General features: G+C 61.4%; 15 protein-coding genes. 9 read left to right on the top strand and 6 right to left on the bottom strand.

All coding sequences use genetic code 11. The features are described 5' to 3' along the window. Positions 1-63 precede the first annotated feature (63 nt). Positions 64-765, top strand: a complete 702-nt coding sequence (gene modB, locus ACU8HS_RS09560; protein ID WP_112562465.1) for a molybdate ABC transporter permease subunit — start codon at positions 64-66, stop codon at positions 763-765. Beyond that, complete coding sequence (gene modC / locus ACU8HS_RS09555) at positions 762-1,832, top strand: molybdenum ABC transporter ATP-binding protein (RefSeq protein WP_447015808.1); 1,071 nt, start codon at positions 762-764, stop codon at positions 1,830-1,832. The genes modB and modC overlap by 4 nt, the downstream gene beginning before the upstream one ends. On the opposite strand, the gene ACU8HS_RS09550 is transcribed toward modC, so the two are convergent. Further along, positions 1,833-2,210, bottom strand: a complete 378-nt coding sequence (locus ACU8HS_RS09550; RefSeq protein ID WP_112562470.1) for a winged helix-turn-helix domain-containing protein — start codon at positions 2,208-2,210, stop codon at positions 1,833-1,835. Between the two features lie 209 nt (positions 2,211-2,419). Here ACU8HS_RS09550 and rsfS point away from each other — a divergent pair, with 209 nt between their 5' ends. From rsfS to ACU8HS_RS09520, 6 genes are all read left to right on the top strand, one after another. Continuing rightward, a complete protein-coding gene (gene rsfS / locus ACU8HS_RS09545; RefSeq protein ID WP_112562472.1) occupies positions 2,420-2,863 on the top strand; it encodes a ribosome silencing factor in 444 nt (147 codons plus the stop codon). A 118-nt stretch (positions 2,864-2,981) separates the two neighbouring features. Then, positions 2,982-3,464 (top strand): 23S rRNA (pseudouridine(1915)-N(3))-methyltransferase RlmH, encoded by a 483-nt coding sequence (gene rlmH, locus ACU8HS_RS09540; RefSeq protein ID WP_112562474.1) that lies wholly within the window; start codon positions 2,982-2,984, stop codon positions 3,462-3,464. A 154-nt stretch (positions 3,465-3,618) separates the two neighbouring features. After that, positions 3,619-5,022, top strand: a complete 1,404-nt coding sequence (locus ACU8HS_RS09535; RefSeq protein WP_447015895.1) for a murein hydrolase activator EnvC family protein — start codon at positions 3,619-3,621, stop codon at positions 5,020-5,022. Continuing rightward, positions 5,012-6,334 (top strand): S41 family peptidase, encoded by a 1,323-nt coding sequence (locus ACU8HS_RS09530; protein WP_112562476.1) that lies wholly within the window; start codon positions 5,012-5,014, stop codon positions 6,332-6,334. Before ACU8HS_RS09535 ends, ACU8HS_RS09530 begins: the two co-directional genes overlap by 11 nt. A gap of 76 nt (positions 6,335-6,410) precedes the next feature. Next, positions 6,411-7,613, top strand: coding sequence for a divergent polysaccharide deacetylase family protein (locus tag ACU8HS_RS09525; RefSeq protein WP_113413188.1), 1,203 nt, complete (start codon positions 6,411-6,413; stop codon positions 7,611-7,613). A 25-nt stretch (positions 7,614-7,638) separates the two neighbouring features. Beyond that, positions 7,639-8,172, top strand: a complete 534-nt coding sequence (locus tag ACU8HS_RS09520; RefSeq protein ID WP_112562480.1) for an RNA pyrophosphohydrolase — start codon at positions 7,639-7,641, stop codon at positions 8,170-8,172. Between the two features lie 84 nt (positions 8,173-8,256). On the opposite strand, the gene bfr is transcribed toward ACU8HS_RS09520, so the two are convergent. The 5 genes from bfr to ACU8HS_RS09495 all read right to left on the bottom strand — a co-directional run bounded on the left by bfr (position 8,257) and on the right by ACU8HS_RS09495 (position 15,077). Continuing rightward, entirely contained in the window at positions 8,257-8,748 is a 492-nt protein-coding gene (gene bfr, locus ACU8HS_RS09515) for a bacterioferritin (protein WP_162702937.1), read from the bottom strand. Next, complete coding sequence (locus tag ACU8HS_RS09510) at positions 8,714-9,112, bottom strand: (2Fe-2S)-binding protein (protein ID WP_112562686.1); 399 nt, start codon at positions 9,110-9,112, stop codon at positions 8,714-8,716. Before ACU8HS_RS09510 ends, bfr begins: the two co-directional genes overlap by 35 nt. An 85-nt stretch (positions 9,113-9,197) precedes the next feature. Beyond that, the gene (locus ACU8HS_RS09505) at positions 9,198-12,677 is read right to left on the bottom strand and encodes an error-prone DNA polymerase (protein ID WP_113413187.1); all 3,480 of its coding nucleotides are present in this window, start codon (positions 12,675-12,677) and stop codon (positions 9,198-9,200) included. Beyond that, positions 12,674-14,092, bottom strand: coding sequence for a Y-family DNA polymerase (locus tag ACU8HS_RS09500; protein WP_447015894.1), 1,419 nt, complete (start codon positions 14,090-14,092; stop codon positions 12,674-12,676). The genes ACU8HS_RS09505 and ACU8HS_RS09500 overlap by 4 nt, the downstream gene beginning before the upstream one ends. 40 nt (positions 14,093-14,132) lie before the next feature. Further along, on the bottom strand, positions 14,133-15,077 hold the full coding sequence (locus tag ACU8HS_RS09495; protein ID WP_447015807.1) for an ImuA family protein: 945 nt from the start codon (positions 15,075-15,077) through the stop codon (positions 14,133-14,135). Positions 15,078-15,238: 161 nt separating this feature from the next. On the opposite strand from ACU8HS_RS09495, the gene ACU8HS_RS09490 reads away from it, so the two are divergent. Next, on the top strand, positions 15,239-15,676 hold the full coding sequence (locus ACU8HS_RS09490) for a metallopeptidase family protein (RefSeq protein ID WP_112702739.1): 438 nt from the start codon (positions 15,239-15,241) through the stop codon (positions 15,674-15,676).

The following is a 15,676-nucleotide window of genomic DNA, read 5'->3' as shown; positions in this document are numbered from 1 at the left end:
CAGCTTAGCGTGAGGGCTCGCTTCGGCGGGCCTTCACCATTTTGATTCTTGAAAAGAAGACGCTTGCATATGTTCGGCTTGAGCGATGAAGAGTGGACGGCGATCCTGCTGAGCCTGCGTGTTTCTTTCGTCGCCATGACGGCAAGCCTGCCGCTCGGTATCCTCGTCGCCCTGCTGCTTGCCCGCGGGCGCTTCTGGGGCAAGTCCGTCCTGAACGGCATCATCCACCTGCCGCTGATCTTGCCCCCGGTCGTCACTGGTTTCATCCTTCTCATCCTTTTCGGTCGTCGCGGCCCGATCGGCAGCCTGCTCGATCAATATCTCGGCATCGTGCTCTCCTTCCGCTGGACCGGTGCGGCACTTGCCTGCGCCGTCATGGGCTTTCCGCTGATGGTGCGCAGCATTCGCCTCTCCATCGAATCCGTCGACCGCAAGCTGGAAGAGGCGGCCGGCACGCTGGGCGCAAGCCCGCTATGGGTCTTTCTGACGGTCACGCTGCCGCTCACCATCCCCGGCATCATCGCCGGCATGATCCTGTGTTTTGCCAAAGCGATGGGTGAATTTGGCGCCACCATCACCTTCGTCTCCAACATTCCCGGCGAAACGCAGACGCTGTCGGCCGCCATCTACACCTTTACCCAGGTGCCGGGCGGCGATACCGGCGCCATGCGGCTTACCCTCGTGTCCATCGTGATTTCCATGCTCGCCTTGCTTGCTTCCGAATTCCTCGCCTATCTTGCCGGTCGGAGGATCGATCCGGAATGACCCTCATTGTCGAAGCACGACACCGCCTCGGCGCCTTCGGCCTCGATGCCGCCTTCACCTCCGAGCGCGGCGTGACGGCGCTTTTCGGCCGTTCCGGCTCCGGCAAGACCTCCGTCATCCGCATCATTGCCGGCCTCACCCGCCCGACCGAAGGCCGCGTCCTGCTGGATGGCGAACCGCTGACGGACACGGCAAAGGGCATCTTCGTTCCGCGCTACCGCCGGCGTTTCGGCTACGTCTTCCAGGAGGCGCGACTCTTTCCGCACCTGAGCGTGCGGGCCAACCTCTCCTACGGCCGCTGGTTCGCGCCGAAATCGGCGCGTGCGGAAAATTTCAGCACCGTCGTCGATCTGCTGGATATCGGCCAGTTGCTGGCCCGCAGCCCTTCAAAATTGTCGGGAGGCGAGAAGCAACGTGTCGCCATCGGTCGCGCGCTCTTGTCTTCGCCGCGCCTGCTGCTGATGGACGAGCCGCTTGCCGCGCTGGACGAAGCCCGCAAGGCGGAGATTCTGCCCTATCTCGAACGCCTGCGGGACGAGATGGATATTCCGATCGTCTATGTCAGCCATTCGATCGCCGAGGTCGCGCGCCTGGCAAACCAGGTCGTGGTCATGCGCGACGGCACAGTGGAAGCCGCAGGCCCTGCAACGGAAATCCTCAGCCGCTCGTCCCTGCTGCCGGAAGACCGAAAGGAAGCCGGCGCCGTGCTGGAAGGCACGGCCGAAAGCATCGATCCGGCCAATCGCATATCGACGGTGCTGCTGAAGGCGGGAAGGCTCTATGTCCCCGGCGCCGCCCCGGCCGTAGGCAAGCCCGTGCGCATCCGCATCCCGGCCAGAGACGTGATGCTGGCGACACGCAAGCCGGAAGGGTTGAGCGCTCTCAACATTCTGGAAGGTGTCATCCTGCAGGTTTCGCCGGCGGCGGATGGGACCGTCGAGATCCGCCTCGACTGCGCCGGAGACGCCGTGCTGTCGCGCATCACGGCGCTGTCCTGCGAGCGCCTGGGATTATGCCCGGGCATGCCTGCCTTCGCCATTATCAAGACGGTGGCGCTGGAAGCCTGATCAGCGCCGGTCGCCCGGCTGCAGGTTACGGTTGTCTTCCAGCCAGGCGAGATCGTCGGCAAGGCTGGCGCGTACCGTCTTTTCCATATCGCGAAAGCGCGCCAGCAGTTCCTCGCCGAAGGGCGTCAATGCCGCCCCGCCGCCCTTCTGGCCGCCGCGCTGGGATTCCACCACCTGCGCCTTGAACATACGGTTCATTTCGGCAACCAGCATCCAGGCCCGGCGATAGGACATGTCCATCGCGCGGCCGGCGGCCGAGATCGAACCTGTCTCGCGGATATGCTCGAGCAGTTCCATCTTGCCGTGGCCGAGGCGGTCGTCATCGGGGAAGGTGATTCGCAGGACGGGCGTGAGCGGATTTTCAGTTGTTTTGGTCATATCAGTCGAAATTTGCGGGAATCGCCGGCACTTTACGCCCGACCGCAGACGCTGTACACAGCACCTTCCGATCGACCCAGGGTCGAAATCTCGATTTCGTGACGCCAAATGCCACTTTCGGCCGCCCGCGCGCTGCGCCGCGTCTTGAAACGTTAATGGTTTGATGCCTATCTTAACCGTGATCCGGTTGTGCCGGATCTGTGTTGTGCATGGTTTGTCATTCCAGGAAAGGGAAAGCACTGACAACAGTACACGCCAAGGGAAAAACGCTCGCCGTTGTCCCGAAGGGTGCGGAACGTGGCGCCGATGCCGCTGCCCGTGCTCTGGAAGCCGTCCTCGCTAGCCTCGAGGATTCCAAAGCTGAAGATATCGTCACCATCAACATTGCCGGAAAATCGGCGCTGGGAGACTACATGGTTGTCGTCTCCGGCCGCTCGAACAGGCATGTCATGGCGATCGCCGATCACCTGCTCACTGATCTCAAGGACGAGGGCTTCGGTACGGCCCGTGTCGAAGGTCAGGAAGGCGGCGACTGGATCCTGATCGACACCGGTGACATTATTGTGCATGTGTTCCGTCCCGAAATCCGCGAATTCTACAACATCGAAAAGATGTGGGCGGCTCCGGATATGGACGAGGAAACGCTGCACTGACAGGCAGCCCGGCATTCGCCCGGCGCCTGAGACGTGGTAACTGACCGAGCCGATCCTCGTCGATTGGCCGGTACGTCCACATTGCGCTTCCAAAGCGCGGCATGGCAGGAGCGGATGAATGCGGATTGGTCTTTTTGCGGTGGGACGGCTGAAGTCCGGCCCCGAAAAGGATCTTGCGGCCCGTTATTTCGACCGTTTTGCGAAGGCCGGTCCTGCGGTCGGCCTGGAACTTTCCCGTATTGCCGAAGTGGCCGAAAGCCGCGCCGCCAATGCGGAGACCCGCAAGCGCGAGGAAGCCGCCATGCTCTCGAAATCGCTTGCCGACGGCAGCGTCCTCATTCTTCTGGACGAACGCGGCAAGGCGCTGGACAGCGAAGCCTTTGCCAACCTGCTCGGCACCTATCGCGATCAGGGCAAGCGTGACCTGACGATCGCGATCGGCGGTGCCGACGGCCTTGACCCTTCCCTTTACGACCGTGCCGATATGACGCTCTGCCTCGGCAAGATGACATGGCCGCACCAGATCGTCCGGACCCTCATTGCCGAGCAGCTCTATCGCGCCGTGACCATCCTGTCCGGCCACCCCTACCATCGTGTCTGATACAGCCGGAAATGGTCACGCAGCCGTGTTTTGCCTCGCGGCCTCTTCTCCTTCAAACTTTCTGGTCAACAGCCCCAAATCAGCTTAGGTTCCGGGCGATTTGAACGAGTAAACCCCGACACGCATGACGAGAGCTGCCACCAAGCGATCCCGCCTGTTTCTGCCGGCCGTTGCCGCAGGGCTCGGTGCGGCCGTCATCGCCATTTCGGGAAACCCTTTCGCCGCGCGAGCGCAGGATGCTCCGCCAGCCGCGGCCGAACCGGCCGCGGCGGCGACAACCGTCGAACAGCCGCCGCCCGATCCTGCCGCCGAACTTGCCCGAAAACGCGACGAGACGAGGGCTGAACTCGACAAGCTATCAAAGACGATCAGCCTGTCCTCCGACAAGGTGAGCGAGCTTCAGAACAGTATCGCCAATCTGGAAAAGAGCACGGCAAGCATCCGTCAGGCGCTGATCGATTCCGCCGCGCGGCGCAAATCCCTTGAAGGCCGGATTCTCGACAGCGAGAAGAAGCTTGCCGAACTGGGCGTCAAGGAAGACGGAATCCGCCGCTCGCTGCATGAGCGGCGCGGCCTTCTTGCCGAAGTCCTTGCGGCCCTCCAGCGCATGGGCCGCAATCCGCCGCCCGCCCTTCTCGTGACGCCTGACGATGCGCTGGCTTCCGTCCGCAGCGCCATTCTGCTCGGCGCCGTCGTGCCCGGCATCCGCAAGGAGACCGAAAAGCTCGCGGCCGATCTTGCCGATCTCTCCGCGCTGCAGACGGCAAGCGCCAAGGAGAAGCAAGACCTGACCACCACCATGGCCAATAGCCTGGAGGAGGAGAAGCGCATGGATCTGCTGCTGGCCGAGAACGACAAGCTCAGCCGCTCCAGCGCCGCCGAACTGGAGGCCGAAAAGCAGCGTTCGCAGGAACTGGCGAGCAAAGCCACGACGCTCGAAAGCCTTGTCGCCTCGATGGAGACGGAGATCGCCTCCGTACGCGATGCGGCTGCCGCTGCCCGTCAGGCGGAGGAAAATCGCAAGCTCCTGACCGATGAACAGCGCGCCCAGGCCAAGGCCCTGGCCGACAGCGGTGTGCCCGATAAAAACCGCATTGCGCCCGCATATCCCTTCGGAGAATTGAAGGCAAAACTGGAGCTGCCTGTGGCGGGCGATATCCTGCGCCAGTTCGGAGATGCCGACGGCACCGGACACGAGGCCATGGGAATGACGGTTGCGACCAATCCGGAAACGGTGGTTACGGCCCCTGCTGATGGGCTGGTGGTTTTTGCCGGCGCTTTCCGCAGCTATGGCCAGATGATCATCCTCGACGCTGGCGACGGATATCACCTGGTACTCTCAGGCATGGACACGATCAGCACCCGTCAGGGAAAATTCGTTTTCTCCGGCGAACCCCTGGCCGTGATGGGTGCGAAAAGAGTGGCAAGCGCAACCGCATTGGCGCTGGAAACAGATCGGCCAACGCTTTACATTGAGTTTCGAAAGGACGGTAAACCGGTCGATTCCCGACCGTGGTGGACCGCCAAAGACACTGGAAAGGCACGCAATGATTCGTAGGGCTTCTCTTGTTCTGGTCGGCGCACTGATGGGCGCGACCGCGATGAGCGTCATTTACTCTGCAGGCGTGCCTGCGGAGGCGGCGGGTGCATCGACCTATAAGGAGCTGTCGGTATTTGGTGACGTCTTCGAACGTGTGCGTGCGCAATACGTAACGCCGCCGGCTGAGGACAAGCTGATCGAAAGCGCCATCAACGGCATGCTGTCTTCGCTCGACCCGCATTCCAGCTACATGAATGCGAAGGACGCCGAGGACATGCGCACCCAGACCAAGGGTGAGTTCGGCGGCCTCGGTATCGAAGTCACCATGGAAGACGAGCTCGTCAAGGTCATCACCCCGATCGACGATACGCCTGCTGCCAAGGCCGGCGTTCTGGCCGGCGACTATATTTCGGAAATCGACGGCCAGTCCGTCCGTGGCCTGAAGCTCGAAGACGCTGTCGAGAAGATGCGCGGCGCGGTCAACACGCCGATCAAGCTGACGCTCATCCGCAAGGGCGCCGACAAGCCGATCGAACTGACGATCGTGCGTGACGTCGTTGCCGTCCAGGCCGTCAAGTCGCGCGTCGAGGATGATGTCGGCTACCTGCGCGTCATCTCCTTCACCGAGAAGACCTACCCGGATCTCGAAAAGGCAATCACCAAGATCAAGGCAGCCGTTCCGGCCGACAAGCTCAAGGGTTTTGTCCTTGACCTGCGCCTCAACCCCGGCGGTTTGCTCGATCAGGCGATCAACGTCTCCGACGCCTTCCTGCAGCGCGGCGAGGTGGTTTCCACCCGTGGCCGCAATCCGGATGAGACCCGCCGCTTCAATGCCGGTCCCGGCGACCTCACGGATGGCAAGCCGCTGATCGTTCTCATCAACGGCGGTTCGGCTTCCGCATCGGAAATCGTTGCCGGCGCCTTGCAGGATCTGCGCCGCGCGACGGTTCTCGGCACGCGCTCCTTCGGCAAGGGTTCGGTCCAGACGATCATCCCGCTTGGCGAGAACGGCGCGCTGCGCCTGACGACGGCGCTCTACTACACGCCGTCGGGCCGCTCGATCCAGGGCACCGGCATTACGCCCGACATCAAGGTGGAAGAGCCCCTTCCGGCCGATCTCCAGGGCAAGATGGTGACGGAGGGTGAATCCGCCCTGCGCGGCCATATCAAGGGCCAGAACGAGACCGACGAAGGTTCGGGCTCCGTTGCCTACGTACCGCCGGATCCGAAGGACGACGTGCAGCTGAACTATGCGCTCGACCTGCTGCGGGGCAAGAAGACCGATCCGTCCTTCCCGCCGGACCCGGAAAAGGCCGTCGTTGCCAAGTAATTCATCCTCCTCAAGGCCGGGCACGGCCCGGCCTTGAGGCTTTCCGCTGTTTCCCGGTTTTGGAGCGGGCAAGGAATTGGGAACGGACCTGCATGCACCTCTAGGCCGCGGCCGCAAGGCGGCGCGCAAGCGCCCCGGCATATTGCGGATCGGACAGATTGCCGCGAGCTTCTGCCTCATCGCTATCGGCGGCTTTTCCCTCTACACGGCATTTCACGATGATGGTCTGGAGCCGGCGAAACCTCCGGCATCGCAGGACAGGTCGGCCGCCGCCCCGCCGACGGACACAATCCAGCAACCGCCAACGTCGGACAGTCAGGCAGCGAACGGCATTCCGCGCTCGGAACCGAATTCCGGCGCCAACGTGGAACGCACGGTGACTGGAGACGGCTCCGTCGTTACCAAATACAGCCCCCGCCCGCGCGACGGCAGCGGCCCGGTTATCGTCGATGCCATGCAGATGGGCCAGGATCCCCGCATGGCGGCCATCCCCAACGACAGCCTGCTCGAAGAGACACCCTTCGGCCGGCTGCCGATCACAGGACCCGACGGCCGCCGTCCGATGGACCAATATGCGCGGCCATGGTCCGGCACGCGCGGCATCCGCATCGCCATCGTCCTCAGCGGCCTTGGTCTCAGCCAGACCGGCACGCAGCGCGCCATCCAGCAGCTGCCGGAGGAGATCACCTTCGCCTTTGCCGCCAGCGGCAACAGCCTGCAGCGCTGGATGCAGGACGCCCGCCGCGGCGGTCATGAAATATTGCTGCAAGTGCCGCTGGAGCCCTTCGACTATCCGGCGAACGACCCGGGACCGGATACGCTGCTGACCTCGAAGCCCGTGGCACGCAACATCGAAAGCCTGCACCGGGCGATGGGCGAGATCACCAACTATACCGGCATCATGAACTATCTGGGCGGGCGGTTCCTTTCCGATCCCAAGGCCATGGAGCCTGTCATGCGGGATATCGGCAAACGCGGGCTGCTCTTTCTCGACGACGGCACGTCGGCGCAATCCAAGACGGCCGTGATTGCCAAGGGCACGGAACTTCCTTACGCCTTTGCCGACCTGCAGCTGGACAGCCAGGTCGACGTGAACGCCATCCTGCAGAAGCTCGACGAATTGGAGCGCATCGCCCGCCGCAACGGGCAAGCAATCGGCGTCGCCTCGGCTTTCGACGAGAGCATTGACGCGATTTCCAAATGGAGCGAGGAAGCGACCATGCGCGGCATCGAAATCGTCGGCGTCGCTGCCCTCGTCAACGACCCCAAGAATCCCTGATGGGAATCCCAAAGCGGAGAAGACCATGAGCCAGGCGACCGTAAAAGCCGAAGACCTGCCCTATCGCCCTTGCGTTGGCGTGATGATCCTCAACCGCGCGGGCCTTGTCTGGGCCGGGCGGCGCATTTCCGAAGGCAATAGCGAATATGACGGTTCTCCGCAGCTCTGGCAGATGCCGCAAGGCGGCATCGACAAGGGTGAGGATCCGCTGGAGGCAGCCTATCGCGAACTCTATGAGGAGACCGGCATCAAGACCGTGACGCTGCTTGCCGAGGCGAAGGACTGGATCAATTACGACCTGCCGCCGCAGCTGATCGGCATTGGCCTGCAGGGCAAATACCGTGGCCAGACCCAGCGCTGGTTCGCCTTCCGCTTCGAGGGCGACGAAAGCGAAATTGCCATCAATCCGCCCCCGGGCGGCCACGAACCGGAATTCGACGCCTGGGAATGGAAGCCCATGCAGGCGTTGCCCGGCCTTATCGTTCCCTTCAAGCGCGCCGTGTACGAGCGCGTGGTGGCCGAATTTGGCCACCTCTGCGGCCTCACCCCGGGCGATTGAGCGCACTGGGACGGGCTTCGTCAGATCCCAAACGAAACCGGCCGCCCAGAGGACGGCCGGCTGAAACGGGTTGCCGACGGCGAATTATTCGGATTCGGCCTCGTTGGCCGAATCGGCGTTGAGCTGGCCGTACTTAGCTTCGCCGATCTTCTCGAGCAGGTCGATCTGGGTTTCGAGGAAGTCGATATGGCCTTCTTCGTCAGCCAGAAGCTCTTCGAAAAGCTTCATGGAAACGTAATCGCCGGCGTCATGACAGATGTCGCGCGACTTCTTGTAAGCGGTGCGGGCGTCATACTCGCCGGCAAGATCGGCTTCCAGAACTTCCTTGACGTTCTGGCCGATGCGCAGCGGCGCGAGTGTCTGCAGATTGGGGTGGCCTTCGAGGAAGATGATACGCGCGACCAGGCGGTCGGCATGGTGCATTTCTTCGATGGATTCGGCGCGTTCCTTCTTGGCGAGCTTGGTGTAACCCCAATCCTCGAGAAGGCGATAATGGACCCAGTACTGGTTAACTGCACCGAGCTCTAGAAAGAGGGCCTCGTTAAGCCGCTCGATGACTTTTTTGTCGCCTTTCAATGTCCGCTCTCCTGTTTTCTTCATGGAATTCTCTGAGGCGGGACATGAAATCAAATATTTCCGCTTCCGTCGAGTGGCGACGAGCGTGATACTCTTCCGTTGTCTGGATAATGATATCGACAACGTTGGGGAAGCAGCCACAGCAACGGCCACGCTTGGACATGGCGTGATAGACCTTCGCGGGCACGATGAGCTGCCAGCAATCCTCATCGAGAAGATTGTTGATAACGTCTCGGATTTCCTTGTCGGTTATGTAGTTGCAGCTGCAGACGAGCACGTCTTCATTCCAAACATGACACTTACTATCGTGTTTTGTGCAAAAGAAGATAGGAACTGTCAAGAAAATTCGCGATCCGAATCCGATCACGATTCCGCGGCAAGCGATCACATGCCGGCGAGCCCATGCGCAAGTCCTTAAGAAGGAACAGTTTCGAAGCTGCGAAAGCCTGTCAGTGGAAATTCCGTCCGCGCGGCATCACGCTTGCGGTCTCCGCGACATCGCTATCTCGCGCCCTCTCCGACGGCCTTCTCTCGCTGATTTTTCTGAGCAGGTTGTCCCGTGCAAGAATGTCCGCCTCCTTCTGCTGCCGATGATCCTGTGTCGAACGCAACACCTCGTCCGAGCGCTCGCGGACACCGAAGCGTCTCGTTTCGCGCTGGAGCATGCCGAGCAGCGGCGTCATGTCCTCGATATGTTCGACGACGGTATGGATGACCCCGCTATGGCTTTGTAATTTGCCGTGGATTTTCACAAGCCGGGCGCCCATGACCACAGCGCGGTATTTTTCAAAGACCTTTTTCCAGACGATGGCATTGGCAACACCGGTCTCGTCTTCCAGCGTCATGAAGATCACGCCTTTGGCGGAACCCGGTTGCTGGCGCACCAGCACCAACCCCGCGATCATCACCCGCTGCCCGTTCGCAACGCCAAGCAGATCGACATTGCGCGTCACACCTGCCCTGCCTAACGCCTCGCGCAGGAAGGAAACGGGATGCCCTTTCAAAGAGAGCGACAGATAGCGGTAATCCTCGATGACCTGTTCTCCCGGCAGCATGTCCGGCAGCCTCGCAATCGGTTCAGGCTGAAGGTCGATGTGACGAACCGCCTCGAACAGCGGCAGTTCCTCAGCCGCGCTTTTCACATCCAGCGCCCGCACCGCCCACAGCGCCTGGCGTCGTGATAGCTGAAGGGATTGGAAGGCATCCGCATCCGCCAGTCGTTCGATGACGGACTTCTGCAGGCCGGAGCGCAGCCAGAGGTCGCGCACTGATTTATAGCCCTCACCGCGGTTTTCCACGAGCTGCTTCATATCTTTGGAAGAAACGCCCTTGATCTGCAGAAGGCCAAGCCGCACGGCATGGCGCGTCTTGATGACCGCCCGCATCTCGCTGTGGCGAAAATCGACATTTGTTCGGTCAAAAACGTCCGCTTCCAGGGTGCATTCCCAGTCCGAGCGGTTGATATCGGCCGGCAGGATTTTCACGCCGTGCTCGCGCGCATCCCGCACCAGCTGCGCCGGCGCATAGAACCCCATCGGCTGCGAGTTCAGCATCGCCGCGCAGAAGACGTCGGGATAATAGGCTTTCAGCCATGAAGAGGCGTAGACGAGCAGGGCAAAAGAGGCCGCATGGCTTTCCGGGAAGCCGTATTCACCAAAGCCTTTGATCTGGTTGAAACATTGCTCCGCGAATTCACGAGGATAGTTATTTTCAACCATCCCCTCGACAAACCGCTCTTGAAAATTATCGATTGTGCCGGTTCTCTTGAATGTCGCCATCGACCGGCGGAGACGATCTGCTTCTGCGGGTTCAAAACCTGCCGCAGTAATAGCGATCTGCATAGCCTGTTCCTGAAACAGCGGAACTCCAAGCGTTCTCTCGAGTACCGTTTCCAGTTTTTTGCTCGGATACTCGATCGGAATGCCCTTTTTCTTGTCTTCCCGACGTCTCAGATAGGGGTGAACCATGTTGCCCTGGATCGGCCCGGGCCGGACGATGGCAACTTCGATGACAAGGTCATAGAATCTCTCAGGCTTAAGACGCGGCAGCATGCTCATCTGTGCCCGGCTTTCGATCTGGAAGACGCCAAGCGTATCCGCTCGCCACATCATCTTATAGACCGGCTCGCCTTCCTCTCCGTGTTCCCTGTTGCCGAGGTCGGCAAGTGTCTTCTTCACCTCGTAGTGCAGCTCAAGGAGCGTAAACGCCCTGCGCAAGCAAGTCAGCATGCCGAGCGCCAGCACATCCACCTTGAGGATCTGGACATTGTCGAGATCGTCCTTGTCCCATTCGATCATGTAACGGTTGGGCATTGCCGTCTTCATGATCGGCACCACTTCATCAAGCCGGTCCCGGGTAATAACGAACCCCCCGACATGCTGGGTCAGGTGGCGGGGAAAGCCGAGAAGTGCGGAGGCATATTTGAGTACGTGCTGTGTCACCGGGTCCTTGATATCGAGGCCGGCAGCCTTCGCATCCCGTTCTGAGAGATTATCCTCCGACCAGCCCCAGACGAGGCTGCTGATCGCCGATTGAACATCCTCCGACAGACCGAAGGCCTTGGCGACTTCGCGGCCAGCCGAACGCGTGCGATAGCTGGTGACAGCCGCCGTCAGACCGGCATGCTCATGACCGTATCTTTCATAAATGGACTGAATGACATCTTCCCGCCGTTCATGCTCGAAATCGACATCGATATCCGGCGGTTCGTCCCGGTCCATAGAAATGAATCGGTCGAAGAGAAGCGTGGTCTTTGTGGGGTCGACTTCCGTGATCTCAAGACAATAGCAGATAACCGAATTCGCCGCCGAACCGCGCCCCTGACAGAGAACCTCAAGCTTATAGCGAGCGTGGTGAATGATCCTGTGAACCGTCAGGAAATAGGAAGCGTAATTCTTCTCGCCGACCAGCTTCAGTTCATAGTCGATCTGCTTGGCCACTTCCTCCGGAACGCCATCAGGATAGCGTATGAGCGCACCTGCTCTCGTCAGCCTTTCAAGCGTCTCCTGCGGCGTTTCGCCGGGATCGTTTTCAGGCGGATAATTGTGTTTCAACTCGTTCAGCGAAAAGCCCAGCTTGCCGAAAAACAGCTGCGTGTTCTCGACCGCATCTCTGTAATCCCGGAAGAGCCTGGATATTTCACGTGAATCCTTGAGATACCGCTCTCCGTTCGCAGCCAGACGGAACCCGGCTTTCGGTATTTCCACATGTTCCCGGATGGCGATGACGATATCCGAAAGCGGCCGGCGCTCGGGGTGATGATAGAGGGGTTGATTGGTCGCAATCAGCGGCACCCGGTTGCGGGCGGCAAGCATGGCAAGCACTGCAAAGGCCTGCCGGTCGCGGCCGTCATAGACCGGCGACAGCGCCATGAAGAACGCCTTGCGAAACCGTTTGCGAAATCGCTCCAGATATTCTTCGAAGGCAGGCTGGCGGCCCGGATCATTCACGACGGCCCGATCCGGAACAAGGGCAAGCATCATTTCGTCGCCCCATTCCATAAGCTCCGCTTCGGTCAGGATGCAGGTTCCCTTGACCGCTTCCTCCTTCAGATTGCCGGCGCTGAGCAGGCGGCAGAGATTTGCCCAGCCTTTCCGGTTGCGCGGATAGGCAAGCATCTCAGGCGTTCCATCCGAAAAGACGAGGCGGGCGCCCGGCTGAACCCGGATAGGATCGAGAATGATCTCCGTTTTTCCCTTCTTCTTCGCCTCGGCTAAGATCGCATCCCTGTTCCTGTATCTCTCCTCAAGCTGCTGCGCCTGGGCATGAGCCCGCACCACGCCTGCAACCGAATTCCGGTCCGCGATGCCGAGGCCACCGAGCTTCAGGCAGGCAGCCTGTACGACCATCTCTTCAGGCTTCGAGGCACCTTCGAGGAACGAGAAATTCGTCTTCGCGCCGATCTCGAAAAATGTAGGATCGGGTTTCATGCAAAGACCCCGTGCATGAACCAGCGAGGATCGGGGGTCTCACCGTAGAGGCCCTGACGGTAGATCCAGAAGCGGTGTCCGGCCTCATCCTCGATCCGGAAATAATCCCGTGCCGGGCCGTCAGCGCCGTCGATCCACCATTCCATGGCAATCCGTTCCGGCCCTTCGCTTCTTGCCACCTGATGCTGCAGACGCCGCCAGCGGAAAGTCTGCGGCGCCCCGTCAGGCACTTCGGCAAATGCGACCTCGACCGGCTCCGGCGTCGCAAAGAGCCGCAGCGGACGTTCCCCACGAAACGGCGGCGCACTGCCCTGCTCCGCCCTGCGCCGCGCCGAAAGGCTCTCCATTGCCGGCATCGTGACGACGGCGCGCTCCGGCACATGGCTCTCGCGAAGCTGGAAGCTCTGCAGGCAGTCCGCGCCGAGCCGGGCTGCGACACGGTCGACAAAACCCGAAAGCGAGATTTCCCCCTGCCGGTCGCCTTCGAAATCGCCCTGCGCCTCGCTGAACGGGTCGTGCCGCAGCACATTCAGGCGCAGGATCTCGAAACCATAGCCGGCATCGATATCGTCATAGATCACCTGCAGGCGTTCGGAAAACAGGCCGGCGACAAGCTTCGGTTCGCGCAGCGGCCGCGAAGCGCCGACACAAATGCGGAAAACCCTGCCGTCGACACGAAAGAGCACCAGTTCGAATACCCGCCCCCCGGCACCGCGCGCCTCCAGCGACGGTTTCAGCGACACGGCAACCTGTCCGGCGACGGCAAGGATCTGTTCTTCCGTTCCGATCGGCTCGACCAGACGGCGTTCGCACGAGAGGCTGGCGACAGGAAACCGAGGCGAGATCGGCTCCTCCTCGCGCCCCAGCGCCTGGTCAAGGCGCAGAAGCAGCGTCGGCCCGAAGCGGCGGGTCAGAGGCGCCCGCGGCGCATGGATGACGTCGCCGACATATTTGAGGCCGAGCTTCCTCAATGCGTCGACAGTCTGATCCTCCAGCCGCAAGGCCGCGACGGGCAGCGGCGTCAGCACACGCTCCGCCTCCTCCTCTTCCACGACGCCGCCCCGCCCGAAGCGGGAAACGGCCCAGGAAAGGCCCGGCGATGAGGAAACCGCGGCCCTGGCATCGAGCCCCATATGAAAGAGCCGCGACAGGATATCTCCGAGAAGCGCCGCCTCGCCGCCAAAGAGATGGGCACAGCCGGTAATGTCGAGAAACAGCCCGTCCTTGCCGTCGAGCGCCACCATCGGCGTATAGCGGTCGCACCAGTCGGCAACCCCTTCCAGCAGCCGGCGATCGGCTGCAGGATCCTCCTCCACGACATCGAGCGCCGGATACATGGCCCGCGCCTCGGCCACGCCCTGATCTTTCCTCAAGCCCAGTCTCTCGGCGAATTCGTCCAGCGCCGTCAGCCGCATGGCATTGTTGAGCTTGCCGGAACAGACGATGGGTGCCGCTTCAGGACGCCCTTTCGAACGCCAGGACAGCCCCCATCGCCTGCGGGAGATACGGTCCGTTGCCAGATGCGGAAAGCTGAGTGCCAGAATGCGCTGACTGTTCGCCTGGAGGACGAGCGACGTCTGGTTCGCCGACAGGGAGAAATTCGCGTTCATGAGGATTCCACTCCAGAAGAAAGGAGAGCGGGGCCGGATTGCGGCTCTTCTCCAGCGTGAGACGGAAAATCGGATTGCCGATGCTGCCGGAAAGTCTGGATCCGTTCGGCAGCGGCCGCAGGGCAGACGGCGCCGGCTCGACATGCAGGCGGAAGGCGGCACTGCTTGCCTCCTCCTCCCCCGCCTGGCGGACCAGAAAGAGCGGGCGATGGACGGCGCGCGCCCGAAGGCTGAGCCTGCGGCTTTCCGTCAGGCCGAAATGCAGGGGATTGCCACGCACTTCGAAGACGACGGCCGAGAAGGCCGCGCTTTCGATGGCAGCCTCCGCCAGCCAGAGCGCATCCTCCAGCTTGCGCGGCGCGGCATGGAAGAACCGCTCCGGATTCAGCCCGAAATCCTTAAGGCCCGGAGCATAGGGACGCCCCGCCTCCAGCGTGCCGACCGCATCGCCGATCCACAGCAGCGGCAATTGCCGGCCGGCACCCTCCTCCTGCCTCTGCAGCCGTGCCGCAACCGCCATGGCAAGTCCGCTTGCTGCTCCCGCATCGCGGGAGCCGGCCGCACGGAACTCGATGATCGCATCAAGCGGCAGACCGCCTTCCAGCGCCTCGTCGAACGGCCCTATGCCAAAAGGCAGGCGCGGCAGAATGCGCTCCGGCCGCGCTTCACGCCCTTCCGCTACGGCTTCACGTTCCGCCGCCGCAAGCACCGGCGCGGGCTTTCCTTCCAAACGGGCAATGGTTTCGCGGAGCGCAAAAAGCCGCTCGCGCGCCAGGGCGGTCTGCGCCACGGCGTTCTCTCCATTCGTCTTGTTCCTGTTATGTTCTTATGGATTCCAGAGCTCTAATGAAGAGTCAACCGGCATTTTATAAGAATTTATTCCTGCCTTTGATTCCGCACTCGAAAATCGTCGCTAAAGGTTCTATATGGGCCGCAAAGGAAGGAATATTCATGGCCCATATAGACCGGAGCGATGATTGGCGGGACCGCCATGCGCCGACGATCAGCGCCTTCGAGTCGCTGGCAATGGAGGCCTACAGCCACCTGCCGGACGAGTTTCGCAAGCTGACGACCAATCTGACCATCGAAATCGAAGACTTCCCCGATGACGAGGTTTTCGAGGATATGGCGCTGGAAACGCCCTTCGACCTGCTCGGCCTTTTCGAGGGGCGCGGCATTTCCGAGCGTTTCACCGTGGAAACCGGCGAGATGCCGAACCGCATCCGCCTCTATCGCCGCCCGATCCTCGATTATTGGGCGGAAAACGACGAGACGCTGGGCGACATCATCACCCATGTGCTGATCCACGAGATCGGCCATCATTTCGGCCTCAGCGACGACGACATGGAACGCATCGAGGCGAGCGCCGAAGAGGCGGCGGACCGCTGA

This window comes from Rhizobium sp. KDH_Rht_773_N (assembly GCF_052946295.1).
This window is presented reverse-complemented; position numbering and strand designations above follow the sequence as displayed.